The sequence below is a fragment of the Kitasatospora sp. UYEF31 genome (assembly GCF_057291755.1).
Map to the genome: position 1 here is coordinate 80,797 of NZ_JBXAWK010000013.1, position 23,224 is coordinate 104,020.

At 68.2% G+C, this 23,224-nt stretch carries 23 protein-coding genes, 1 tRNA gene and 1 pseudogene; 11 read left to right on the forward strand and 14 right to left on the reverse strand.

Annotated features, from left to right (window positions below; genetic code table 11):
• Nucleotides 1–34: 34 nt before the first annotated feature.
• The 3 genes from AC0Z36_RS09215 to AC0Z36_RS09225 all read right to left on the reverse strand — a co-directional run bounded on the left by AC0Z36_RS09215 (nt 35) and on the right by AC0Z36_RS09225 (nt 3,414).
• A complete protein-coding gene (locus AC0Z36_RS09215; RefSeq protein WP_485462250.1) occupies nt 35–1,651 on the reverse strand; it encodes an MFS transporter in 1,617 nt (538 codons plus the stop codon).
• Entirely contained in the window at nt 1,648–2,172 is a 525-nt protein-coding gene (locus AC0Z36_RS09220) for a hypothetical protein (RefSeq protein WP_485462251.1), read from the reverse strand. Before AC0Z36_RS09220 ends, AC0Z36_RS09215 begins: the two co-directional genes overlap by 4 nt.
• 162 nt (nt 2,173–2,334) lie before the next feature.
• Nucleotides 2,335–3,414 carry an AvrD family protein gene (locus tag AC0Z36_RS09225; RefSeq protein ID WP_485462252.1) on the reverse strand — a complete coding sequence of 360 codons (1,080 nt, stop codon included), beginning with the start codon at nt 3,412–3,414 and terminating at the stop codon, nt 2,335–2,337.
• A gap of 219 nt (nt 3,415–3,633) precedes the next feature.
• On the opposite strand from AC0Z36_RS09225, the gene AC0Z36_RS09230 reads away from it, so the two are divergent.
• Nucleotides 3,634–4,404 (forward strand): ATP/GTP-binding protein, encoded by a 771-nt coding sequence (locus AC0Z36_RS09230; protein WP_485462253.1) that lies wholly within the window; start codon nt 3,634–3,636, stop codon nt 4,402–4,404.
• 123 nt (nt 4,405–4,527) lie between these two features.
• On the opposite strand, the gene AC0Z36_RS09235 is transcribed toward AC0Z36_RS09230, so the two are convergent.
• Nucleotides 4,528–5,139: a response regulator gene (locus AC0Z36_RS09235; protein WP_485462254.1), complete on the reverse strand. Its 612-nt coding sequence runs from the start codon at nt 5,137–5,139 to the stop codon at nt 4,528–4,530.
• The gene (locus AC0Z36_RS09240) at nt 5,136–6,203 is read right to left on the reverse strand and encodes a sensor histidine kinase (protein WP_485462255.1); all 1,068 of its coding nucleotides are present in this window, start codon (nt 6,201–6,203) and stop codon (nt 5,136–5,138) included. Before AC0Z36_RS09240 ends, AC0Z36_RS09235 begins: the two co-directional genes overlap by 4 nt.
• Before the next feature lie 379 nt (nt 6,204–6,582).
• Between AC0Z36_RS09240 and rdgB the strand changes: the two genes are divergently transcribed.
• The gene (gene rdgB, locus AC0Z36_RS09245) at nt 6,583–7,185 is read left to right on the forward strand and encodes an RdgB/HAM1 family non-canonical purine NTP pyrophosphatase (protein ID WP_485462256.1); all 603 of its coding nucleotides are present in this window, start codon (nt 6,583–6,585) and stop codon (nt 7,183–7,185) included.
• A 56-nt stretch (nt 7,186–7,241) separates the two neighbouring features.
• On the opposite strand, the gene AC0Z36_RS09250 is transcribed toward rdgB, so the two are convergent.
• Together AC0Z36_RS09250 and bcp are read right to left on the reverse strand one after the other, a co-directional pair.
• A tRNA-Leu gene (locus AC0Z36_RS09250) sits at nt 7,242–7,315 on the reverse strand.
• Between the two features lie 222 nt (nt 7,316–7,537).
• Nucleotides 7,538–8,011: a thioredoxin-dependent thiol peroxidase gene (bcp, locus tag AC0Z36_RS09255; protein ID WP_485462257.1), complete on the reverse strand. Its 474-nt coding sequence runs from the start codon at nt 8,009–8,011 to the stop codon at nt 7,538–7,540.
• A 208-nt stretch (nt 8,012–8,219) separates the two neighbouring features.
• Between bcp and AC0Z36_RS09260 the strand changes: the two are divergent.
• From AC0Z36_RS09260 to AC0Z36_RS09280, 5 genes and pseudogenes are all read left to right on the forward strand, one after another.
• Nucleotides 8,220–9,359: pseudogene (locus AC0Z36_RS09260) on the forward strand (energy-coupling factor ABC transporter permease).
• Nucleotides 9,360–9,362: 3 nt separating this feature from the next.
• The gene (gene cbiQ, locus AC0Z36_RS09265; protein ID WP_485462258.1) at nt 9,363–10,127 is read left to right on the forward strand and encodes a cobalt ECF transporter T component CbiQ; all 765 of its coding nucleotides are present in this window, start codon (nt 9,363–9,365) and stop codon (nt 10,125–10,127) included.
• An 87-nt stretch (nt 10,128–10,214) separates the two neighbouring features.
• Nucleotides 10,215–10,985, forward strand: coding sequence for an energy-coupling factor ABC transporter ATP-binding protein (locus AC0Z36_RS09270; RefSeq protein WP_485462259.1), 771 nt, complete (start codon nt 10,215–10,217; stop codon nt 10,983–10,985).
• Between the two features lie 102 nt (nt 10,986–11,087).
• Entirely contained in the window at nt 11,088–11,513 is a 426-nt protein-coding gene (locus AC0Z36_RS09275; RefSeq protein ID WP_485462260.1) for a DUF3618 domain-containing protein, read from the forward strand.
• A gap of 175 nt (nt 11,514–11,688) precedes the next feature.
• Nucleotides 11,689–11,991 carry a GroES family chaperonin gene (locus AC0Z36_RS09280; protein ID WP_485462294.1) on the forward strand — a complete coding sequence of 101 codons (303 nt, stop codon included), beginning with the start codon at nt 11,689–11,691 and terminating at the stop codon, nt 11,989–11,991.
• 142 nt (nt 11,992–12,133) lie between these two features.
• On the opposite strand, the gene AC0Z36_RS09285 is transcribed toward AC0Z36_RS09280, so the two are convergent.
• The gene (locus AC0Z36_RS09285; RefSeq protein WP_485462261.1) at nt 12,134–13,594 is read right to left on the reverse strand and encodes a catalase; all 1,461 of its coding nucleotides are present in this window, start codon (nt 13,592–13,594) and stop codon (nt 12,134–12,136) included.
• Nucleotides 13,595–14,000: 406 nt separating this feature from the next.
• Between AC0Z36_RS09285 and AC0Z36_RS09290 the strand changes: the two genes are divergently transcribed.
• The 3 genes from AC0Z36_RS09290 (at nt 14,001) to AC0Z36_RS09300 (ending at nt 15,631) form a co-directional block, all read left to right on the forward strand.
• Nucleotides 14,001–15,071: an LLM class flavin-dependent oxidoreductase gene (locus tag AC0Z36_RS09290; protein WP_485462262.1), complete on the forward strand. Its 1,071-nt coding sequence runs from the start codon at nt 14,001–14,003 to the stop codon at nt 15,069–15,071.
• A 141-nt stretch (nt 15,072–15,212) separates the two neighbouring features.
• A complete protein-coding gene (locus AC0Z36_RS09295) occupies nt 15,213–15,371 on the forward strand; it encodes a hypothetical protein (RefSeq protein WP_485462263.1) in 159 nt (52 codons plus the stop codon).
• Between the two features lie 53 nt (nt 15,372–15,424).
• Nucleotides 15,425–15,631 (forward strand): hypothetical protein, encoded by a 207-nt coding sequence (locus tag AC0Z36_RS09300; protein WP_485462264.1) that lies wholly within the window; start codon nt 15,425–15,427, stop codon nt 15,629–15,631.
• A gap of 4 nt (nt 15,632–15,635) precedes the next feature.
• Here the strand turns inward: AC0Z36_RS09300 and AC0Z36_RS09305 are convergent, their stop codons facing one another.
• The 6 genes from AC0Z36_RS09305 to AC0Z36_RS09330 form a co-directional block, all read right to left on the reverse strand.
• The gene (locus tag AC0Z36_RS09305) at nt 15,636–16,316 is read right to left on the reverse strand and encodes an NsdA family TPR-like regulatory protein (protein WP_485462265.1); all 681 of its coding nucleotides are present in this window, start codon (nt 16,314–16,316) and stop codon (nt 15,636–15,638) included.
• A 74-nt stretch (nt 16,317–16,390) separates the two neighbouring features.
• Nucleotides 16,391–17,449, reverse strand: a complete 1,059-nt coding sequence (locus AC0Z36_RS09310; RefSeq protein ID WP_485462266.1) for a fatty acid desaturase — start codon at nt 17,447–17,449, stop codon at nt 16,391–16,393.
• Between the two features lie 159 nt (nt 17,450–17,608).
• Nucleotides 17,609–17,767: a hypothetical protein gene (locus AC0Z36_RS09315; RefSeq protein ID WP_485462267.1), complete on the reverse strand. Its 159-nt coding sequence runs from the start codon at nt 17,765–17,767 to the stop codon at nt 17,609–17,611.
• A gap of 53 nt (nt 17,768–17,820) precedes the next feature.
• Nucleotides 17,821–18,414 (reverse strand): hemerythrin domain-containing protein, encoded by a 594-nt coding sequence (locus AC0Z36_RS09320; protein ID WP_485462268.1) that lies wholly within the window; start codon nt 18,412–18,414, stop codon nt 17,821–17,823.
• Between the two features lie 118 nt (nt 18,415–18,532).
• Nucleotides 18,533–20,407 (reverse strand): ABC transporter ATP-binding protein, encoded by a 1,875-nt coding sequence (locus AC0Z36_RS09325; RefSeq protein WP_485462269.1) that lies wholly within the window; start codon nt 20,405–20,407, stop codon nt 18,533–18,535.
• A complete protein-coding gene (locus AC0Z36_RS09330) occupies nt 20,404–22,068 on the reverse strand; it encodes an ABC transporter ATP-binding protein (protein ID WP_485462270.1) in 1,665 nt (554 codons plus the stop codon). The genes AC0Z36_RS09325 and AC0Z36_RS09330 overlap by 4 nt, the downstream gene beginning before the upstream one ends.
• A gap of 372 nt (nt 22,069–22,440) precedes the next feature.
• Here AC0Z36_RS09330 and AC0Z36_RS09335 point away from each other — a divergent pair, with 372 nt between their 5' ends.
• A complete protein-coding gene (locus AC0Z36_RS09335; RefSeq protein WP_485462271.1) occupies nt 22,441–23,193 on the forward strand; it encodes a 2,3-dihydro-2,3-dihydroxybenzoate dehydrogenase in 753 nt (250 codons plus the stop codon).
• The last annotated feature ends 31 nt before the right edge of the window (nt 23,194–23,224 follow it).

Sequence of the window (23,224 nt, forward strand, 5' to 3'; positions counted from 1 at the left end):
ACCGGGCCGTCAGTGTTCCCCAAGTGTTTCCCGACTACGCGGGGACGCCGCTCACCGCAGGCTCGGCCACTACGGCCTCGCCGCCGCCGACCAGCGCGCTGGAGTGCAGGTCCCGGGTCCGGATCAAGGCGAAGGCGGCCAGCGCACCGACCGCCGCCACACCAGAGCAGACCAGGAGAACATCACCGAGGCCGTCGACGAACGCGGCCCGCGCGGCATGTGTGACCTGGGTCGCGAGCTCGGCGGGCGCGGACTTCGCGATCTCCGAGCCGCCACCGGCCGCAGCCGCGGCACCGAACCCCGCTGCCTGATCGCCGAGTTGACCACCCACGGCGGAGGACGTGAAAGCGTCCGTGACCCTTGACTGGAACAGTGCCCCGAAGGCAGCGATACCGACGGCCACACCCACCTGCTGGAACGTCTCGCCGATACCTGACGCCATGCCGGCCTTCGACGGCTCGGCCACCGCGATGGACAACGAGGCCCGGGCGGGATTGAACACCCCCATGCCGAGACCCAGCATCAGCATGCTCGGCAGCATCGCAGTCCAGCTGCTGTCCGTGTCGACCAGGACGATCAGCGCGAGCCCCACCGAGATGGAGGCCAGGGCGAACCCGACCAGGAGCCGCTGCGGAACCTTGGCGGCCACGGCGCCGGACACCGCGGCGGCGACGAACAGCATCAACGTCATCGGCAGGAACCGCACCCCGGCCTCCCACGGGGAGTAGCCCAGGACGTTCTGCATGAACGAGATCTCCAAGAAGATCGCGGACATCGTCGCCGCCGCGCACAACAGCGCGACCAGTGAAATCCCGTTGAAGGTGACGTTCTGGAACAACGACAGGTCGAGCATCGCCGCATCGCCCTGCCGACGTTCGACCGCCCAGAAGACGACGAAGAGCACAGCTGACGCGAAGAACATGCCGATGATCAGTGGACTGCCCCACCCGTCCGCCTCGCCGCGGAGGAAGCCCAGCACGAGCAGCCCCACAGCGAAGGAGAACGCGGCCAGCCCCGGCCAGTCCGCACGCCGGGCCTGGAGATCCCGGGACTCGTGGACCCGCAGGGCGCTGACAGCAAGAGCGGCGATCCCGATCGGCACGTTCACCAGGAAGATCCACCGCCAGCTGAGCCCGTCCGTGAGCCCACCGCCGATGATCGGGCCGAAAGCGATCGCCAGACCGGCCACACCACCGAACACACCGAACGCGGTGCCGCGCTCCTTCCCCTGGAACTCCTGACCGATCAACGCCGGACCGACAGCGAAGAGGACTGCGGCCCCCAGACCCTGAACCCCCCGGGCGATGATCAGGAACCAGACGCCCGACGCGATCCCGCACGCCAGCGAAGCCAGGATGAACACGGCAAAACCGACGTTGAACACCTTCTTCCGCCCGAACCGGTCCGCGAGCGAACCACCCGTCAGCAGGAAGATCGCCAAGGTCAACGCGTAGGAGTCCAGGACCCATTGGAGCTCGGAGAAGTCAGCGTCCAGCGAAGTCCGCAGATCAGGCAGCGCGACGTTCACGACCGTCAGGTCGAGCATCAGCATGAAAGTCGCGGCGGACACGATGACAAGCGTCCACCACCGGTTCCCGTCCGCCGCGGGCTTCTCCGCGGATCCGGCAGATGCAACTGATGATGCGGTCACGACAGCATTCCTTTGTCAGTTTTCCCGTAGGCCACACAGGGGAGGGGGGAGCCGCCGAAGACATGCTCGACAACGGCGGCCAACCGGTGACCTTCCACCGGTACGGAGGACAAGCGCCGGGCAAAACGCACATGCCCCGGCGCAGGTCCCGGATCTTCGACAAGCAGGTGCGGCAGCAGCGGCGCGGGCACCTCGGCGATCACGGTGTCACTGGCCAGCAGGAAATCCTCACCACGCCGCCGCAGATCAGCCGGCAGCCAGTCCAGCAAGGGGATCCGCACATCGATCAACCCGTCAGTGAAGATCGCCAACGCGGCCAGTGAAGGCGGTGCCTGAACGAACTCCTCCGGCAGCAGGCAGACTTCCGTGGTCCGCGCCTCAAGGACCACCAGCAAAGGCGCCCCACGGTCCAACTGCTCGGACACCAACCGGGCCTGCTCAGCCGACGGCCACAGACTGACCGGCGCCCAGTCCGCCGCGCCCTGTCTGCGCCAGATCAACCGCGACGCGCCTTCCAGCACGACCATCGCGTCCGGTATCCCCGGTGACGACGAGTCAGGTGCCGCACCGCACTCCTGAAGTCCGGGCCCTTGAACTCCGGGCCCTTGAACTCCGGGCCCCTGAACTCCGGGCCCTGAATCATTGTTCTTGCGTATGACTATTTGATTCATTTTCCCGTCGCTTTATCGGTTTTCCGATTCAGAGTCCGGCAGCTGGTGCGCGACGGAATAGGTGGCCCGGAACCCCTGGTACTGGTCGACCATCATGTCCGCGGTCCGCCACGGCTTCCCCTCAAGGTTGAGGATCCGGCTCCGCGTGATCGACGTCGACGCGGTGAACGGAAGTTCCATCGGACGGTACGGAGTCTCCGCCTCGACGGATATTCGGCGCATCCACAGGGTGTGACTCTCGGACCGGTCGAAACCATCGATCCGGTACAAGAGGGCCTGGGCGAGCTGGGCTATTCCGACAATGCAGTCGACGACGGAGACGATGGGCTGGAAATCGGCTTCCAAGCCGGCCGCCGGTTCGACGGCGCCGGGGTTCGTGCGGATCTGCGCCACACCTTCGGCACGCTGCCGGCCGAGGTCGATCCTGAGCCGCTCTATCGTCTGCTGCCGGAATTTGTACCCCCGGCCGTAATACTGCTCCCCGGGGTCGCCCAGTACCGACTCCGAGGAGACGTACCGGCCCCCGCCCCGCAGTCGCTCCCCGGCGGCGTGCTCGATCTCGCAGCTGACCTTCATCGAGCCGATGAGGCAGTCGAAGGCCGACACCCGCGAACTGCGGCTGACCGGCCTGCTCGACGCCTTCACCTCGGCAGCCTCCAGCGGAAGCCCGCTCAGATCCTCCTCGGGGGAACTCCCCGCCCGCACCGTCAATTTGCGCAGCCACATGGTTCTTCGGGCCGCCTGGTCCAGGCCGTAGACGTGGGTCAGGAACATCTCGCCCAGCTGCACGGCGAGTACTGCGGCGTCGACGCTGCTCAGGTGCGGACGTAATTCGGTGCCTGTGGCTTTCCGCGACCAGTCGTCCGGGTACGAAAGCTCGGCGACGGCCTTGACTGTGCCCGCTTCGTTTCCTTCGTCCTGCACCCGGATGCCGCCGATCCGGTGGTTGACCCGGGTGTACCCACTCCCGAAGAACCTGGTGGCGGCCGGCCCGAGCAGATCATCGACCGAGGAGTGGAAGGAGGTCCCGCAGCCCCTGCTCCGCTTCGGTTCGGCGGAAGCTATCTCCCGGTCCTCGCTGACGATTCCCATGAAGTTGATTCCCTTCGGTGAAGGCTTGAAAGCTCTCGCCGGAAATCTAGCCGCGCTGCCTCAGCGGAACCATGTCCCCTTCCGGGAGTCCGGCATGTCTCCTTCGATACATTGACTTCCTGATTTTGACTCTGGTTGGTTTATAGAGGCTTCGGGGATCCGGGATGCCCTGTTGTGCCTGAAAAATCCACCCGAAGTCTGCGGAAAAAGGACAAGAGAATGCGCGAAAACGGGATCAAGCTGGCTATATCAGGAACCTTCTCCAGCGGGAAAAGCACAACCGCTGAGGCACTCTCCGTCGCCACGGGGATTCCCCGGACCCACGCCATGACATCACGAGAGATCCTGATGGACATCGTTCCCGGAAAGCAGGTCCAGGAACTCAACGCCATGGAACTGCTCAAACTCGGCCTGCGGCGCTTCGAGGAACGGGTCCACAACGAGGCCGGCCCTGATTCATTCATCTCCGACGGCTCGGTCATCCACGAGTGGGTGTACGGCGAAGCCCGGATGCGCGCCGGCATCAACCCGGGCGCCCCCTGGTGGCTCCGCAGCGCCAAGGCCGTCGCGGGCTTCGGGACCAAACGCTTCTACCAGCAGTACATGGACGCGTACGGCGACATCACCAAAGCCCGCGCCAAGCGGCTGTACGACGCGTACGTCCACCTGCCCGTCGAATTCACCATGGAATCCGACGGCCACCGGCCGGTCTCCGAGCCCTTCCGCAAGCTCTCCGACGACCTGCTCCTCGAAGCACTTGAGGACATGGGCCTGCCGTACTACATCGTCGGCGGCAGCATCCAGGAACGCCTGGAGAAGATCGTTGAGATCTTCGGGATCCCGCTGGTCATGCCGCTGGACGAAGCCATCGGCATCGCCCAGGAGCACGTCCGGGACAGCATTGAGGTCCTGAAGGAGGACTCGCGCTACCACGAGGCGCGGCGTGCGAAGTCCGTCCGGCAGCGGCTGGCGTACGCGATGCGTTACTGATCCCAGCGGCAGGGGTCCGGGCCTGAGCGTGTCGTCACCGCCGGGCTGTCACCGCTGTGCTGTCACCGCTGTGCTGTCACCACTGTGCTGTTACGCGCTGACTCCACCGTGCCGGCGCCGCTGTCACTGCTGTGCCGGCGTGCTCCGCCCCGCCTTGTTCACCGCGTCGAGGCGCGACGTCGCCCCCAGCTTGTCGAAGATGTTGCGCAGGTGGCGCTTGACCGTCCCCTCGGTGATGCCGAGGCGGGTCGCGATCTGACGGTTGCTCAACGCCTGCGCCACCCACGCCACGACCTCCTGCTCCCGGACCGAGAGCAACGGCACGGCAGCAGCCCGGGGCGGCTGGCCCACCACCCCGGCCGGTTGCAAGTCCCTGATGACGGAGAGCAGTTGTGCCCGGGAAACCCCTTTGGAGACAAAGCGGTCCGCCCCGAGGGTGAGCAACTCCTGGATGAGCTCCGGGTCGTCGTGCATGCTCAGCACCACGACGACGGGCCGGGGCGAAAGCCTGAGGAGCGCGTTCAGCGTCGACTGGACCGGAGCCCCCGGCATCTCCACATCCAGCAGGACTATGTCCGGGGACAGCGCGGCGGCCGCCGCGACCGCCTGACCCCCCGTACCGGCTTCACCCACGACACGGATGTCGGGTTCCGCTTCGAGACTCTCCCGCAGGGTCTCGCGCAGAACCGTGTGGTCGTCGGCCAGCAGAATGCGCACCGGACTCCCGTCCGTCACGCGGCGGCCTCCGCGCCGGGGAGGGGGAGCGCGATCTCAGTCCGGCTGCCAGACCCCGGCCGGCTTGCGAAGTGCACCTCACCACCGAGGATTTCGATCCGCTCCCGCATCGCCGTCAGACCGAGCCTCCCCGACGCGAGGGCGGTCGGCAGATCGAAACCGACACCGTCGTCGGTGACGAAGACCCGGACCCACCGGCCCGGCACGATGTCGATATCAGCGGTCGCGGTCGTGCAACGGGAGTGGGCCAGCACATTGCGCAGGCACTCCCGGACGGTGAGGAACAGTTCGTTGTGCAACGCCTGCGACAGGCAGGCCTCGTCACCGTGGACAGTGATCGAGAACCGCATGCCGGCGTGCTCGTGCAGGCGCAGGTAGCTCTCCAGGGCGAGCGCCAGGCTCCGGTCCTGGCCGCCCTCCGACCTGAACTGCCGCGTCAGGCCGCGGGCCTCGTGCATCAGATTGTCGAGCACCCGCTGGGCGTCGAGGGTCTTCTGTGCGGCCTTGTCCGGATGCGAGTCACGGTAGAGCTGGGACAGCTCCAACTGCCGTGCGGCCAGGCTCAGTCCGCTGCCCATCCGGTCGTGCACGTCCCGGGCCAGCCTGCGGCGCTCCCGGATCCTGGTCTCCAGGAGGAGCTCTTCCTGCACCCGGTCATGCCCCGCCACAACAAGCTGGGTACGGACCGCGATGCTCCGGTTGAGCACGGTGAGGACCTGCGGCAGGAGCCCGCTGTGCTGCGGATCCGCCGGGATCACGGCCGCCAGCGCGGCCGCGATGACCTCGAAGACGATCGCGGCGGCCTTGAGCGACTCGAGCGTCTGCACCCGGCACGAGGAGCCGCCGACCTCCGCGGACAGCGGCGGCTGGACCGGGGATTCAGCTGGTCGCACAGGGTCGTCGTGGCTCCGCAGTGCCGCGACGCAGTCGGTGACCAACTGGTCGGCGCAGTCCAGGTACACCGAGAGGGACCCCGGGCTGGCCACGCCGCGGAGGCGCGATTCACAGGTGATGATCACGCACGTACGTTCGTCGGCGAACTTCTCGGCTAAGGCGGAATCCACGAGGGCTGTGTTGATCGCTGTTCTCATCCCATCCATCCCGATCCCTGGTTTGCTGCGCTGAGGGCGGCAGCGGAGTGCGACTGCAGGGCAGACAACAAAAAGCAGGAACAAAGGTTCACTACGGAACGAACTGGAATCTCCACAGAGAGTCCCGCTGGAGAAGTTACCGGATGGTCGCCGGTCCGCGTCGGGCACGCATGCGCATCCCCCGGGGAACGTGATCCAGGGCACAGTCCGCCCGTACGTTCCGATCCGGTCTGGACCTCTTTGTCGTGACTGTGCATGGCCGCTACCGGCAATCCCGCCCGTCGCCGTCGGCGGATCCAGGGCCGCCGCTTACGTCTGGCGTGTTTCCGGCCAGCCCCTACGCTTGGGATCCATGAGCCGTCTTGTACTTGCCACCCGTAACGCACACAAGGTCACCGAACTCCAGCAGATCCTCAAAGAGGCCGGGCTCGGCGTCGAACTCACCGGCGTCGACGCCTTCCCGTCCGTTCCCGACGTCGCTGAAACCGGCCTGACCTTCGCAGCGAACGCACTGCTCAAAGCGCACGCCATCGCCCAGGCCACGCAACTCCCCGCAGTCGCCGACGACTCAGGCCTGTGTGTGGACGCGCTCAACGGCATGCCCGGCATCTTCTCCGCCCGCTGGGCCGGCAAGCACGGCGACGACCAGGCCAACCTGGACCTGCTGCTCGCCCAGATCTCCGACATCGCCGACGGGCACCGCGGCGCGTACTTCGCCTGCGCCGCCGCCCTCGCGCTGCCGGACGGCACCGAGCGGGTGGTCGAAGGCCGCTTCGAAGGCGTCCTGACTCACGCCCCGCGCGGTGCCAACGGCTTCGGCTACGACCCGGTCCTCCAGGTCCTGGGCGGCGACCGTACGGCGGCGGAGCTGTCCCCGGCGGAGAAGAACGCGATCAGCCACCGGGGGAAGGCGTTCCGGGCGCTGGCGCCGGCGGTGCGGGAACTGGTGGGCTGAAGGTTTTTCGGAAGCGCGAAGGGGCGTCCACCGTGTCGGTGGACGCCCCTTGTGTGTGCGGCCGGTGGGATTCGAACCCACGACTCGTTGGGCCTAAGCCAACGCCCTCTAGCCTCTGGGGTACGGCCGCATATGCCCTATTTCTGAATTTCGGATCAGGCACTTGGGACCATGGTACCGGCGGACACTGGAGTGAAGCGAAGACCTTTCGCTTCACCTGTGGCTGCCGCAACTTGGCAGTGGGAAAAAGTGACCTGGCCTTCGTGCGTCCCTTTGTTTCGTCCGCAGTACGAGGAGGTGCTGACAACACGGCGGGCCGCACCCGGAAGGCGCGGCCCGCTGCGCAAGAGCCTCAGGCCCCGATCTTCAGGTCCTTGAGCACCTTGGCGACGTGGCCGGTCGCGCGCACGTTGTAGAAAGCGTGCTCGACCTTGCCCTTCTCGTCGATGACGAACGTCGAGCGGATCACTCCGGTGACTGTCTTTCCGTACAGCTGCTTCTCGCCGAAGGCGCCGTAAGCCAGGAGTGAGGCCTTCGACGGGTCGCCGACGAGGGTGACCTTGAGGTTCTCCTTCTCGCGGAACTTGGCGAGCTTCTCCGGCTTGTCGGGGGAGACGCCGACGACGTCGTAGCCCGCGTCGGCGAACAACTGGAGGTTGTCGGTGAAGTCGCAGGCCTGCTTGGTGCAGCCGGGGGTCAGGGCGGCCGGGTAGAAGTACACGATCACCTTGCGTCCGGCGTACGAGGCCAGCGACACGTCGTTGCCGTCGGCGTCGGGAAGGGTGAATGCGGGTGCCGTGTCGCCGGCCTTCAGTCGCTCGCTCATGGGTCTCTCCAGAAGAAGGTGGGTGCGTCCCACGGTAGTGCCGCGCCCCGGCCCGCCCGCGCTGGTCGCAGAAGCCAGTGCCGGAGATCACTTATTGCAACACTGTTGCAATAGTGCGTGATGCTCATAAAATGGACAGGTTTCTCTAATGCCCCGCCGCCTCCTGCCCCGCGGCGGGGACGCGTCCCATCGGGGGAGGTCCCCACCCATGCATGTACCCGACGGTTTCATCAACGCCCCGGTCTCCGTGGCCGCAGGAGCGGTTGCCATCGCCGGCGTCGCCATCAGCCTGCGCGGCGCCCGCAAGGAGCTCGACGAGCGCACCGCGCCCCTCGCCGGCCTGGTCGCGGCGTTCATCTTCGCCACCCAGATGCTCAACTTCCCCGTCGCCTCCGGCACCAGCGGGCACCTCCTCGGCGGCACCCTGGCCGCCGTGCTGGTCGGCCCGTACACCGGGGTCCTGTGCATGTCGGTGGTCCTCCTCATCCAGGGCGTGTTCTTCGCCGACGGCGGCTTGACCGCGCTCGGCGTCAACATCTCGGTCATGGGCATCACCACCACCGTGGTCGGCTTCGGCCTGGTCAAGCTGCTGCTCGTGGTGCTCCCGAAGCGCAACAGCTCGGTCGCGGGGGCGGCGTTCGTCGGCGCGTTGATCTCCGTACCGGCCGCGGCGGCGATGTTCACCGCGATCTACGCGGTCGGCGGGACCACCGACATCGCGCTGTCCAAGGTCGCCGGAGCGATGATCGGCGTGCACGTGCTCATCGGCGTCGGCGAGGCGCTGATCACCGCCGTGGCCGTGTCCAGCATCCTCGCGGTGCGCCCGGACCTGGTCTACGCGGCCCGTGGCATCACCCCGGAGCTGCGCATCCGTACCAACGCCGAAACGGTCGCACCGTCGACCTCAGCACCGGTCGCACCGTCGACCTCAGCCCAGGTCTGACGAGGAGAAGAGCGAGCCATGAGCACGGAAACGAAGCCTGTAGAGAAGGCCGTAGAGAAGCCCGTAAAGAAGCCCGTACGGATGAAGCACCTGCTGATCGTCGGTGGCCTGGTGGCGCTGCTCCTGGCCGGGATCTTCAGCTTCTACGCCTCGCAGAGCCCCGACGGCCTGGAGAAGGTCGCCGCGGACAAGGGCATCAACGCCAAGGAGAAGGACCACTCCATGGCCGACGGGCCCGTCGCGGACTACCAGGTCAAGGGCGTCGACAACGAACGCCTGAGCGGCGGCCTGGCCGGGATCATCGGCGTGGGGCTAGTCCTGGGCGTGTCCGGCGGGATGTTCTGGGTCGTCAAGCGCCGGTCGCCTGAATCCACGGCCACCAACTCCACCGCGAACACGGTCTGATCCATGGGGGCGGGCCACGCGCACAATCTCTACCGCGAGAACGACACACCGCTGCACCGGCTGCCGCCGCAGACCAAGCTGGTCGCGGTCGTCGCCTTCGTGTTCGCGGTGGTCCTGACGCCACGCGAGCAGTTCTGGGCCTTCGGGCTCTATGCTCTGCTGCTCGCCTGCACAGCGGCGGCCGGGCGGGTGGCCCCGCTCTTCATCCTGCGGCGGATGGCGGTCGAGCTCCCGTTCGTCTTCTTCGCCGTACTGCTGCCGTTCCTCGCACAAGGGCCGAAGACCGAGGTCCTGGGCCTCACCCTCAGCGAGAGCGGACTGCTCGGCGCGTGGAACATCCTCGCCAAGGGCACCCTGGGTGTCGTCGCGTCGATCCTGCTCGCGTCCTCCACCCGCATGGGTGAGCTGCTGCTCGGCCTCGAACGGCTGAAGATGCCGCCGCTGCTCGTGCAGATCATGCAGTTCATGCTGCGCTATTCCGAAGTGATCACCTCCGAGATGGGGCGCATGCGGATCGCCCGCGAATCCCGGGGCTTCCAGGCACGCAACATCAAACAGCTGCCGGTGGTCGCGAAATCGGCGGGCGCCCTGTTCATCCGCAGCTATGAACGGGGCGAGCGGGTGCACCTGGCGATGCTCAGCCGCGGCTACACGGGCGTGATGCCCCAGACCGTGGACGTACGGGCCGCTGCCGCGCAGTGGCGACAGGCTGTGCTGCTGCCGGTCGCGGCGGCCCTGGTGTGCACGGCCGCATGGCTGACCAGGTGAGATGGTTGTGCGCACGACTGTTTGGCTGACCAGGTGAGCTGGTTTTGCGCGCGATTGGTCGGCTGACCGGGTGAAAGGGCTGAACACATGACGGCGTCGCTTGAGATCGAAGGCCTGGCCTACGCGTACCCCGACGGCCACCAGGCACTGTTCGGGGTGGACCTGAAGATCGCCAAAGGTGAGCGGGTCGCCCTGCTCGGCCCCAACGGGGCGGGCAAGACCACGCTGGTCCTGCACCTCAACGGGATCCTCGACGGCGGGCTCGGCACCGTACGCGTGGCCGGTCTTCCAGTCGTCAAGGCCAACGTCCAGGAGATCCGCCGCCGCGTCGGGATCGTCTTCCAGGACCCCGACGACCAGCTTTTCATGCCGACCGTACGGGAGGACGTCGCGTTCGGCCCCGCCAACCTGGGGCTGCGCGGCGCGGAACTGGACGAGCGGGTCGTCGCCGCGCTGCGCCAGGTCGGGATGGAAGAGTTCGCGGACCGGCCGCCGCACCACCTGTCCTTCGGGCAGCGCCGCCGGGTCGCGGTGGCGACCGTGCTGGCGATGGAGCCGGAGATCCTGGTCCTGGACGAGCCCTCGTCCAACCTGGACCCCGCCTCCAGGCGGGAGCTCGCGGACATCGTCAAGAGCCTCGACATCACCGTGCTGATGGTCACCCACGACCTCCCGTACGCGCTGGAACTGTGCGCGCGCTCGGTGATCCTGTCCGGCGGGGTGATCGCCGCAGACGGCCCCACGCGAGAGCTCCTCTCAGACGACACACTCATGCGGAAGCACCGCCTGGAGCTGCCGTACGGCATGGCTGTGCCCGATTGCGACCGTTGTGCGCCCGGTTCCGTACGCCTTCCGTGACCTGTGGACCACCCGGATGCCGTACTGATGGGGCTGGACCTGGTTGACTTGGGGCACAAGAGGCAGTCAGGGCAGTCGGGCAGCGGGAGAGGACGGGCGGCTGTGAGCATCGATGGACGCGGCGGGCAGGAAGCGGCAACCCCTGCGGAACTGGAGCGGGCCGGCCGGGCCGCGCTCGGCAAGCCGGTGACCGTGACCGCACAGCACTCCCGGGTGGCCCCGGCCGAGCGCTCGGCCCAGGAACAGAAGGACAAGGCTAAGAACGTGCAGAACGACGGCCCGCGCAGCTTCACGCAGATCGAGTCCGAGATCGAGCAGGCGCGGAACAACCTCGCCGGGACGCTCGACGAGATCGTGTTCCGGGTCAAGCCGGCGAACATCGCCAAGCGAGCCCAGGACAAGGCACGGGCGCAGGTCATCGATCCGGACACCGGCCAGCCGCGGATGGAGCGCCTTGTTCCGCTGGGCATCGGCGTGGTGAGCCTGGTGGCGCTCGTGGTGCTGCTCAAGGGACGCAAGAAGAAGTGACCGCGCGGGGCGGGGCCGGTTCCGGGAACAGGGTCCGCCCCCATGTCACACAAGTGCGCTGTGGCCGGTAACTTGTCGGACTGTGAGCGCCGAGAGTTCCCCCACCACTGAGAAGTCCACCCCGCAGCCCGCACCGAAGGCCACTGAGACGCTGGGCGAGAAACTGCCCATCCGGATGCTGCACGACCGGATCCTGGTCCGCCAGGAGTCCGAGGGGGAGCGGCGCTCGGGCGGCGGGATCCTCATCCCCGCCACCGCGCAGGTCGGGAAGAAGTGCGTGTGGGCCGAGGTCGTCGCGGCCGGGCAGAACGTGCGCAACATCGAGACCGGGGACCGGGTGCTGTACGACCCGGAGGACCGGCTTGAGGTCGAAGTGCGCGGGTCGATGTACGTGCTGCTGCGCGAGAAGGACCTGCACGCGGTGGCCGCGGAGCGCCTCAAGGCCGACAACGAGGGCGCGACAGGTCTGTACCTGTAATGACGAAGGCCGCCCGGGGGAACTGTCCCCGGGCGGCCCCGCGCTCTCTGCTTTCCCTGATCTGACCTGACCTGATCTGATCTGACCCGCTTACGGGCTTACGGGCTTACGGGCTTACGGGCTTGGGCTTACGGGCTTCGGCTTACGCGCTCCAGCCCTTGGCCACCCGCGAGCCCAAGTCCGCGTCGACGTTCGTCCAGTACTCGATGACCTTCGGCGCGATCTCCGGGGAGACCGGGCCGTCGCTCTTCATGTGCCCGACGATGTTCCCCGCGAGGTTCGTCCGGTCGGTCTCCGACAGGACGTTGCGGTACAGCGCGCCCGGCTGGCCGAAGTCGTCGTCCTCCGCGTGCAGCCGGTACGCGGACCGGACGATCTCGCCGGTGACGCTGTACGACTCGTCCGCGAACAGCGCCGGGTCGGCCTGCGGGCCGCCGTACGAGTTCGGCGCGTACACCGGGTCGCCGTAGTTCTCGTACCGCATCGCCCCGTCCTTGTTGTACGAGTGGACCGGCACGATCGGCCGGTTCACCGGCAACTGCAGGTAGTTCGGGCCGATCCGGTAGCGGTGCGTGTCCGGGTAGGAGAACAACCGGCCCTGGAGCATCTTGTCCGGCGAGGCGCCGATCCCCGGAACCAGGTTCGACGGCTCGAACGACGCCTGCTCGACCTCGGCGAAGTAGTTCTCCGGGTTGCGGTCCAGCGTCATAGTGCCGACCTCGATGAGCGGGTAGTCGCTGTGCGGCCACACCTTCGTCAGGTCGAACGGGTTGAACCGGTAGTCCGCCGCCGCCTCGAACGGCATGACCTGGACGTGCAGCTTCCACGCCGGGTGGTCGCCGCGCTTGATCGCGTTGTGCAGGTCCCGCAGGTGGTGGTCGCGGTCCGCGCCGGCCATCGCGCCGGCCTCGGCGTCGGTGAAGTTCTCGATGCCCTGCTCGGTGATGAAGTGGTACTTCACCCAGAACTTCTCGCCGCCCTGGTTCACCCACATGAAGGTGTGCGATCCGAAACCGTGCATGTTGCGCCACGACTTCGGGGTGCCGCGGTCACTCATCAGGAACGTCACCTGGTGCGCGGACTCCGGCGAACCGGTCCAGAAGTCCCACTGCATGTTGTGGTCGTGCAGGTGGGTGTCCGCCCGGCGCTTCTGCGAGTGGATGAAGTCCGAGAACTTGCTGGGGTCCCGGATGAAGAAGATCGGCGTGTTGTTGCCGACCAGGTCGTAGTTGCCCTGCTGCGTGTAGAACTTGACCGCGAACCCGCGCGGGTCACGCACGGTGTCGGGGAAGCCCAACTCACCGGCCACCGTGGAGAACCGGATGAACATCGGCGTCTCACGGCCCGGCTGGAACAGGTCGGCCTTGGTGAACTGGCTGATGTCGTTGGTGACCCGCAGGACACCGTGCGCACCGCCGCCCTTGGCGTGCACCACCCGCTCCGGCACGCGCTCGCGGTTGAACTGCGCCATCTTCTGGATGACGTAGTGGTCCTGCAGCAGCAGTGGCCCGTTGGGGCCTACCGACTGGGAGAACTCGTCACTGGGCGCCGGAATGCCGGCATCGGTCGTCGTCGTGGGCCGCGCATCGGGCTGAGTGGTCATCAGATTTCCCATCCAAAGCGGATTGTGTGGCTTGGTGCGGGAAGAACCGGCTCTGCTGTCGGGCGCCGGGTCGGACCCGGCCACTACCCCCAACCTAGGCGTATCGCCGAAAGGTTCAAGGGCCTTGTCTGTACGTTGTCCATATTTTTTCAGATCCCAGTTCAGATCCCAGTTCAGATCCCAGTTCGGAGCACAGCGCGGATCCCAGTCCGGACTCCCGTACCGGAGCCTGTGACATCCACCACCCGGACCGCATGGAACACACACACGTGCGTCCTGGTTGACACAAGGGCGGAACACGCCGACAGCGCCACGCGGGCCCGTCGGCGGACTGGAACACGTACGGCCCATCCTGGGCCGCGACAGGACGTCCCGCGACCGCAGGCGGGCCGAAGGAGTCAAGACCGTGGCGCTACGACCGCGAACACGCGATGAGGTCAGGCTGTCCGTACTGGACGTCGCGCCGGTGGGCACCGGCTACGACGCCACCCAGGCCCTGCGGACCAGCACCGAACTGGTCAAGGCCGCCGAAACGTGGGGCTTCCACCGCTTCTGGGTCGCCGAGCACCACAACATGCCAGGCATCGCCAGCTCATCCCCGCCGGTGCTGCTCGCGCACCTCGCAGCCCACACCAGCACCATCCGCCTCGGCTCCGGCGGCATCATGCTGCCCAACCACGCGCCCTTGATCGTCGCGGAGCAGTTCGGCACCCTCCAGGCGTTGCACCCGGGCCGCATCGACATCGGTCTCGGCCGGGCCCCCGGCACCGACCAGGTGACCATGGCGGCGCTGCGCCGCGGGGCCGGAGCGGAAGCCGCGGACGAGTTCCCGCAGGCCCTGGGCGAACTGGTCGGTTTCATCACCGGCGAGTGGAACGAGGGGAATCCGTACCGCCGGATCCAGGCCGTCCCGGGCACGAGTTCCGGCATCGAGCCGGGCGGTGAGCACAACCCCGCCCGGCCGCCCGTCTGGCTGCTCGGCTCCAGCGGCTACAGCGCCCGCCTCGCGGGCATGCTCGGGCTGCCGTTCGCGTTCGCGCACCACTTCAGCGCCCGCAACACGCTGCCCGCGCTGGAGCTGTACCGCGAGTCCTTCCAGCCTTCGGAGGACCTGAAGGAGCCGTACGCGATGATCGCCGCTGGTGTCATCGCGGCTGACACTGAAGCAGCGGCACAGCGCCTCGCGCTTTCCCAGGCGCTCGCGATGATGAAGCTGCGCAGCGGCCGTCCCGGCCTGATGCCTTCGCCCGAAGAGGCCGAGGCCTATCCGTGGACGCAGCAGGAGCGCGAGTTCGCCGACAGCTACCTGGGCGAGCACATCGTCGGCGACGAGACGCAGATCAAGGCCGGGATGAACGAGCTGGTGGACCGCATGGGCGTGGACGAGCTCATGGTGATCAGCAATGTGTACGGGCACGACGCCCGGATGACGTCGTACGAACTGGTCGCGCGGGCGTGGGGTCTGCCGGGGGTGTGACCGTCTGCTGTTCCGTGCCCGCGATGTCTACCATTTGCCGACCAAAGTCACAGCCAAGCGACTGCGGGCGACTGCCAGTCGGCTGAAGGAAGCCGCCGACCGGCACCATCAGACCCGCATCACTCTCAAGGAGGATGACCAGTGAGCCCGGCCCTCGACGAACGCGACCGCATCCGAGCCGCGATGGATCGCGTCCTGGCCGGCGCCCCCGAACGCTCCAACGGCGCCCTGACCGTCGTGGCTCTGGCCGCCGAGGCGGACGTCCCCGCAACGCGCTCACCCAACGACACCTGGATCTGAAGAACGATTTCTACGACAAGGTCAAAGAGCGGGGCCAGCCGAGCGACGTCGAAGTGCGCTTGCGCAAGCAGATCGTGAAGCTCAAGGGACTCCGCGCGGCGGGCCAGGAGGAACTTGCCGAACTGCGGGCTGACCGCGAAGCCCTCGTCAGGGTGGTCAATCAGCTGACCCTGGAGAACCGGCAGCTTCGGCAACAGCTGACGGCGCCCGACCCCGTCGTCCGCATCCTGCCCACCCAGCCTCAGCCGCCCGCCGGTTGAACCATCAGGCGGCGACGCCGAGTTCCTTGCGGGTTCGCTGGACGAATTCGCGCACGGCCGGCTCGCGCCGCCAGGGGGTCAGGGCGGTGTTGAACTCGCGGACGTAGTCCAGGGCCCGGCTGGACTGGACGCGGGAGAGGATGTCGACGGACCGGTGGCCGAGTTCGAGGCCGTGGTCGAGGTCGAGGTCGTGGGCCTGGAGGTGGGCGGTTCCCACGATGGCCAGGCGCATGCCCACCGAGCGGGTGAAGACACCTGACGGCATGGCGGCGGCCCGCTGGTTCCAGGCCAGGGCGGCCTTGGGGTTCTTCAGGTCGCGGAACACCTCGGCGGCGTCCGCGGACAGACGGGCATGGTGATAGAAGTCGATCCACGCGGGCTCGTCGCCACTGTCGTGCTTCGCCTGTTCCAGCAGCGTCTCGGAGGCGGCCAGGGCCCGGGAGGCGGCCCGGGGGTCGTTCTCGCGGGCGTGAGCGCGGGCCTCGATCAGCTTGGTGAATGCCAGCACCCGGGGCACCGCCTGGCCTTTCGCCCGCGCATAGGCGCCCTGGGCCATATCGACGGCCTCGCCGGCGAACCCGCGCAGGAGCGACTGCATGGTCATCGTGGTCAGGACATAGCAGCCCAGCTGGACGTCGCCGCCGGCGCGAGCGAGCCGGAGGGCCTGGACGATCTTGCCGTGCAAGTTCGCCGCGCGCTCCCGCCAACCGGTCCGCTCGACGGCCGCTGGCTTCGAACACTGACTTCGTCGTCTGAAGATCACCGGGTCCGGGAGGCACCTGCGATTGCGGGGAGGTTGGCCGTGACGGGCGCGGCCAAGGCTCGGCGGTGGCGGGTGACCACGGCTGAGGAGCCGAGCAGGAGCCCGGCCGGGGTGTAGTGGGGGTGGCCCAGGTGGCGTTCCAGTGCGGGGAGGTAGTTCCAGCGCACGGCGGGGTGGGCGGAGTGGGCGTAGTGGTGCAGGTCGCCGTAGGGCAGCCAGGTCGTGGCAGCCAGCGCGGCCAGGAAGCGGTTGCGCGGGTACAGCCGTAGGCAGCGCCCGGCCTCCACCACGGCGGGGGGACCGGCTAGGGCGGTGGGGTCGAACCAGGTGTGCTCCACGAGCAGGCTCATCCATGCGAACTGCGGGTACAGCAGCACCCGAGGGACCACCCAGCCCACCACCAGGACGGTCCAGCCGCCCACCAGGTACGCGCCGGCGGCTACCGTCAGGAAGGCCGCCGCACGCAGGTACGAGCCCCGCCGCGGGCGCAGGTTCGCCGCCAGGGAGGCCAGGGTGGCGGTCAGGCCGCGTGCTGTCAGCGGCTGGAGCAGGGCCAGGGCGAAGCGTCGGCGTCCCACCCCGGGGCGCAACCCGGCCTGGTGGAGGTCGGTGAGGTTGGGGTCGGCCCCCTCCGTGGTGGCGTTGGGGTGGTGGTCGCGGACATGCCGCTGGCGGCGTATCGGCACCGGGACGAAACCCAGCGGGTGGTGCACCAGGGTTTCGCTCAGCAGGTTGCCGACGCGGGCGCTGCGGGCCAGAACGCCGTGCACGGCGAAGTGCGAGACCTCCTGCAGGTGCCGCAACTGCACCGCCACCGCCACCGATGCCACCGCGCAGCCGAGCGGGCCCCCGTGGGCGGCGATGCCCCACCAGCCCAGGACCTGCACCCACTGGCCCAGCAGGAGCAGGGCGGGGGTGATGTTGTTGGCGCGCTGGCGCTGCAGGGCCATGGCCTGGGCGAGGGTGGCGGTGTGCGGGCGACGGCGCATGTTCCACCAGCGGTCCGCCTGACGCAGGATCACGCCGAACGCAGCAATGGCTAACCAGAGGATCAACGGGGGCTCCCGGCTCCAAGGGGCCGCGCCGCAAGCCGGCGCGGCGGGCCCCCGACACACCGACACCTCAGCTCATGCTAGTGAAACTAGCCTTGACGGTGGGGGCGTTCCCGGCAACCAGCCTCCTGCGTCGGCCCATTGCAGCCGCGGCAGTCCCGGCTAACCCACGACGGGGTCGATCCCGGCCGCGTGCAGGATCCGCAGGTTCTCATCGAAGAGGTCGCCGAACGCCGAGATCTCCCCCATCTGGGCGTCGCCCCCGAACTCCAGCGGGCGCTGGCCCAGGACCGCTGCGGTGTCCAGTTCGGTGCGCAGCACCAGGGTTGACCAGCTCCGTACAGTCCGGCCAAAAGGCTGTCAGCGACCCCAGCTCAGCGGATCCAGGGCCAGTTCTGCCACGTACGGATCACCGGAACGATCCGCTTCTCCTCGAAGTCGAGGTGTTCGAGCAGCAGGTCGGCCAGCTCGGTGAGCAGGGCGACGAGGCGGGGCCGCAACTCCTCGGTGTCGATGAGTCCGCGGGCCGTGCCCTCGACCTGGTCGAGCAGGTCGGAGACTTTGCGGTGGTCCCGCTCCAGGCGGCGGACGTCGCCGGTCAGCTCAGGAACGGTCCGGCGTACGGACGGCAGCAGGTTGAGGTCCTCGTTGTTGTGGTGCGAGTGGACAAAACCGCAGTAAGTCATGCAGTTGACCTGCAAGGACTTCAGCCGTGTGGTGGCGGACAGCTTCGCGACCCTGGCGTGCACCTCCTTGCCGGGGGTGCCGTTCGCCACACTTTCGGCGAGGCTGCGCAGGTGGGCCAACTCCTCGCGGATCGCTTTGTGGACTTTGAGGAACTCGGCGACGAGGGCTTTGCCCCGGGCGGAGGTTCCGGTTCCGGTTGTGCCGCCCTGCTGGGGCCGGCCTTTCTGCGATCGGCCCTGCTGAGGCTGGGCCGGTTGGTGCTTATTCCGGTCACGTGCCATCTCGGCTCCTGCCTTAGGAAGATCGACTGTGTATCGACCATCCTGTGTGCCGTGGTGGATGTCCGCGCGGCGGGGTGGCTAGGTGATCCGTCACCGGATCAAGCGCAGCACAGGCCCGTCAGGCCAGCGTCTCCTGCCAGGCTTCGTGCAGCCCGCTGAACCGGCTGTTCGTGGACATCAGTCCGGCCGGTGAGCCGTCCTCCACGATGCGGCCGTCGGCGACCACCAGGACGCGGTCGGCGATCTCCACCGTCGAGAGGCGGTGCGCGATGATGACCGCCGTACGGCCCTGGAGCACGGTGGCCAGCGCGTGCTGGACGGCCCGTTCGCCGGGGACGTCCAGCGACGAAGTCGCCTCGTCCAGGATCAGTACGGCGGGGTCGGCCAGCAACGCCCGTGCGAATGCTACGAGTTGCCGCTGTCCGGAGGAGAGTCGCCCGCCGCGCTTGCGGACGTCCGTGTCGAAGCCCTCGGGGAGCGCGGCGATGAACTCGTACGCCCCGATCGTCCGGGTGACGTCTTCGATCTCTTCGCGGGTCGCGTCGGGGTGGCCGAGGGCGATGTTGTCCGCGACGGAGCCGGAGAAGAGGAACGACTCCTGCGTGATCATCGTGATCTCGCGCCGCAGGACCGGCGTGGACAGGTCCCGGATATCCGTGCCGTCCAACCGCACGGAGCCCGCCGAGGGGTCGTAGAACCGGGCCAGCAGCTTGGCCAGCGTGGACTTTCCGGCTCCGGTCGCGCCGACCACCGCGACCGTCTGTCCGGTGGGGATCGTCAGGTCGAACGGGTGTAGCACCGTCGAGCCCCCGGCGTAGGCGAAGGAGACCGCGTCGAAAGTGACGGTGCGTCCGGATCCCGCACCAGGCGGCAGTCCGGCAGGTGCGGGAGACTCCGGGACCCCCGGCTCTTCATCCAGTAGGCCGGAGAGCTTCTCCAGCGCTGCGGTCGCCGACTCGTAGGTGTTCAGGAACATGGCCAGTTGGTCCAGCGGGTCGTACATCCGCCGCAGGTAGATCAGGAAGGCCGCGAGCACACCGAGCGCCAGCCCGCCGCCCGCCGTCCGGTAGGCACCCACGACGAGGACCGCGAGCACGGACAGCGACCCGGTCAGCCGTACGGTCGGCACGAACTTCGCGAACAGCAGCATCGTGTCCGCGGTCGCCTCCGCGTGGCGCCGGTTCAGCGTCGCGAAGATCCGGCCGTTGCGCGGCTCGCGGCGGAACGCCTGCACCGCGCGGATGCCGTTGACCGACTCGACGAACTGCACGATCAGCGCCGCGGTGGTGGTGCGGGTGCGGCGGTACGCCATGCGGGACCGGGTGCGGTACCAGTGCACGGCGAAGCCCACCGGAATGAACCCGACGAGCACGATGAGCGTCAGTGGCAGGTCCAGGAACAGCAGCACCACGGTGGAGAACACAACAGTGAGCAGCGCCGCCGCCAGGCCGTCCAGGCCCATGTCGAGCAGCTGCCGCAGCGCGTCGATGTCACTGGTGGCGCGGGAGATCAGCCGTCCGGAGGTGTAGCGCTCGTGGAAGTCGAGGCTGAGGCGCTGGCCGTGGTCGAAGACCCGGCGGCGCAGGTCGAGCAGGATGTCCTGGCCGATGCGGGCGGCCAGGCGCAGGAAGACGGTTTTGGCCAGCGCCGCGCCGACGCCGCAGAGGAGATAGGCGCCGGCGAGCACGGTGAGGGTTGAGTGGTCGCCGTCCCGGGAGTCGGGCAGGGCCTTGTCGATGGCGAGGCCGATGAGCAACGGCCCGGCGAGCAGGCACAGTTGCTCGACAACGGCGAGTACGGCGAGCAGTGCGGTGGCGGCCTTGTGCGGGGCCAGGAGTGACCCCAGGAGGCGGCGGGAGCCGTTGTCCCCGGCCGTGGCCTCCCCGGTGGTCACGCTCCCGGAGTCCTCTGCCTCCGAATCGGCGTCGCCGGCCCGGGGGCTGACGCCGCGCCAGGACTGGATCTCGGCTTCGTCCGCTTCTTCAGGTTTCACGAAGCCTCCGAGGACATCAGGTGCCGGTAGTGCTCGTCCGTGGCCAGGAGTTCGCTGTGCGTGCCGACGGCGGTGATCCGGCCGTCCAGCAACACGGCCACCCGGTCTGCGAGTTGGACGGTGCTGGGCCGGTGGGCGACGACCAGTGCGGTGGTGGTGGCCAGCACCCGCCGCAGGGCAGCCTCGACAAGCGCCTCGGTGTGGACATCGAGCGCTGACAAGGGATCGTCCAGAACCAGGAACGCGGGTCTGGCCGCCACCGCGCGGGCCAGCGCGAGGCGTTGGCGCTGCCCGCCGGAGAGGTTGAGGCCTTCTTCGCCGATGCGCGTGTCCAGCCCGAACGGAAGGTCGTCGACGAAGTCGGCCTGCGCGATGCCGAGAGCCCTCCGTACGTCCTCGTCGGTTCCGTCGGGGAAGCCGAGCAGGACGTTCTCCCGCACGCTGGCGCTGAACAGGATCGAGTCTTCGAAGGCCACCGACACGAGTTCCCGCAGGCGGCGCACCGGGAGGTCCCGGAGGTCCACGCCGTCGAGCCTGATCCGGCCGGCGGTCACGTCGTAGAGGCGGGGGACCAGTGCGGTGAGGGTGGTCTTGCCGCTGCCCGTGCCGCCGACCAGCGCGATGGTCTCGCCGGGGCGGATGTCCAGGTCGACGCCGCGCAGGATGTCCGCAGCACCAGGGTCCGTGTCGGGGTGGCGGAAGTGCACGCCGTCGAATTCGAGCCGCCCGGTGGCCGTCGGAAGTTCCACTGGATCTGTCGGTTCCGGGATGCGCCCGTTCGCGTCCATGACGTCGAAGAACCGCGCGGTGGCCGCCGCCGCGTCGGTGGTGCTGGCGAGCAGCCAGCCCAGGGACTCCATCGGCCAGCGCAGGAGCAGCACGATGCTGAAGAAGGCGATGAGTTCGCCGGCGGTGTTGTCCCCGCCGCGGATTCCCAGGTAGAGGGCGGTGCCGATGCCGATCTCCGGCAGGGCGACGGTGGCCGCCCACATGTAGGAGAGCATCCGCACCTTGCGGAGTTCAGTTCCGCGCAACCGGGTTGCCAGGGACTTGAACTGACGCTCCATCGAGCGGTGGCGGCCGAACGACTTGAGGATCCGGATGCCGAGGATCGACTCCTCGCTGATTGTCGCCAGGTCGCCGACCTGGTCCTGGGCCCGGCGGGTGAGGACGCGGTAGCGCTGGTCGAAGAAGTACATCGAGGGGATCAGCGTCAGCGAAGCGGCCAGGATCACCAGCGCCAGCTGCCAGTTGATGCTGACCAGCAGGGCCATGCCGACGATGAACGTGCCCGCGTTGACGAACAGGAAGATCAGCACGAACCCGAGGAACATCCGGATGTGCGACAGGTCGTTGGTCGCGCGGGACAGCAACTGCCCTGACTGCCACTGGTCGTGGAACGCGACCGGGCGGGTCTGGAGGTGCAGGTAGAGGTCAGCGCGCATGCGCGCCTCGACCTTCGGCAGCGGTTTGGCGGTGACCAGACGGCGTGCCCCGAAGAGGAGGGCTTCGAACACGCTGAGCGCGAGGACGAGCAGTGCCCATGGCCAGATGCCGCCGGTGTCCCCGGCGGCGACCGGGCCGTCCACGATCTTTTCGATCACCAGCGGGATGAGCAGGCCGCAGACCATCGCGGTCAGCGACATGGCCGCGGAGAGCATCAGCCGGAGGCGGACCGGGCGGACGTACGGGCTGAGCCGCCGCAGTGTGCGGATCGTGGGGGCTTGTCCGCCTGTTGCCCCGGGGTTTTGCGGGCTGCCTTGTGGAGTTCTCCGGTCGGGAGGCTCTGTGGGCTCTACCGGCGAGGAAGCGGTTGTTGTAGCCATCACGTCCGACGTTATGCCCGGGGTGGGCCGTGGGTCAGGTGTTTTCCCGGCGGAGGGTGGTTTCAGGCCACCGCCGCAAGCCGGTTCCGCTGCCTGTCCGTCCGCCACTTCATGACACCTGTCAGTTGACGGCCCTTTACGAACTAAGGTAAGCCTTACCTAACTAAATTCACCGCCAACAAAAGCGCAAACAGAAGGGGCGGGTGCATGGACCGCGTCGTCATGGTCACCGGAGCGGCCGGGGGGATCGGCGCCGCGGTCGCCGCGGCCTTCGCCGCAGACGGAGCGTTGGTGGCGCTGCTCGACACCGACGAAGACGGCGTACGGGAGACCTTGCGCGCGATCGGTCCGCAAGCGCTGGCCGTGCCGGCCGATGTGACCGACCCGGCCGCAGTCGAAGCCGCCGTCGGGCGGGTCGAGCGTGAACTCGGCCCGGTGTCCGTCCTGGCCAACGTCGCCGGAATCCTGCGCGCCGCCCCGGTCCTCGAACTCACCGACGAGGACTGGGACATGACCTTCGCGGTGAACGCCACCGGCGTGATGCGCATGTCCCGCGCGGTGGCCCGGCGGCTGGTCCCGCGCGGCAGCGGCTCGATCGTCACCGTCGCCTCCAACGCCGCCGGAGTGCCCCGCGCCGGGCTCGCCGCCTACGCCGCGTCCAAGGCCGCCGCCACCCACTTCACCCGCTGTCTGGGCCTCGAACTCGCCCCGCACGGCATCCGCTGCAACGTCGTCCAGCCGGGCTCGACCGACACCACGATGCAGCAGGCACTCGGAGTCGACGGCGCGGCCCGGGTCGTCGGCGGCGACCTCGCGGGATTCCGTACGGGCATCCCCCTCGGCCGCATCGCCGACCCCGCGGACGTCGCCGACGCCGTCGTCTTCCTGGCGTCCCCCCGGGCCCGGCACATCACCATGCACGACCTGTACGTCGACGGTGGCGCGACGCTCCGCGCCTGACCTGCCCTTCAACTTCCGTGGAGCCAGACCT

Bases quoted from the DNA above. Each gene is read 5' to 3' on its own strand.
- AC0Z36_RS09225 (WP_485462252.1), bottom strand. From the start codon at position 3,414: ATGGGAATCGTCAGCGAGGACCGGGAGATAGCTTCCGCCGAACCGAAG.
- AC0Z36_RS09230 (WP_485462253.1), top strand. From the start codon at position 3,634: ATGCGCGAAAACGGGATCAAGCTGGCTATATCAGGAACCTTCTCCAGC.
- rdgB (WP_485462256.1), top strand. From the start codon at position 6,583: ATGAGCCGTCTTGTACTTGCCACCCGTAACGCACACAAGGTCACCGAA.
- bcp (WP_485462257.1), bottom strand. From the start codon at position 8,011: ATGAGCGAGCGACTGAAGGCCGGCGACACGGCACCCGCATTCACCCTT.
- cbiQ (WP_485462258.1), top strand. From the start codon at position 9,363: ATGGGGGCGGGCCACGCGCACAATCTCTACCGCGAGAACGACACACCG.
- AC0Z36_RS09270 (WP_485462259.1), top strand. From the start codon at position 10,215: ATGACGGCGTCGCTTGAGATCGAAGGCCTGGCCTACGCGTACCCCGAC.
- AC0Z36_RS09280 (WP_485462294.1), top strand. From the start codon at position 11,689: ATGCTGCACGACCGGATCCTGGTCCGCCAGGAGTCCGAGGGGGAGCGG.
- AC0Z36_RS09285 (WP_485462261.1), bottom strand. From the start codon at position 13,594: ATGACCACTCAGCCCGATGCGCGGCCCACGACGACGACCGATGCCGGC.
- AC0Z36_RS09320 (WP_485462268.1), bottom strand. From the start codon at position 18,414: ATGGCACGTGACCGGAATAAGCACCAACCGGCCCAGCCTCAGCAGGGC.
- AC0Z36_RS09330 (WP_485462270.1), bottom strand. From the start codon at position 22,068: ATGCTCTCCGCGGCCATGTCGCTGACCGCGATGGTCTGCGGCCTGCTC.
- AC0Z36_RS09335 (WP_485462271.1), top strand. From the start codon at position 22,441: ATGGACCGCGTCGTCATGGTCACCGGAGCGGCCGGGGGGATCGGCGCC.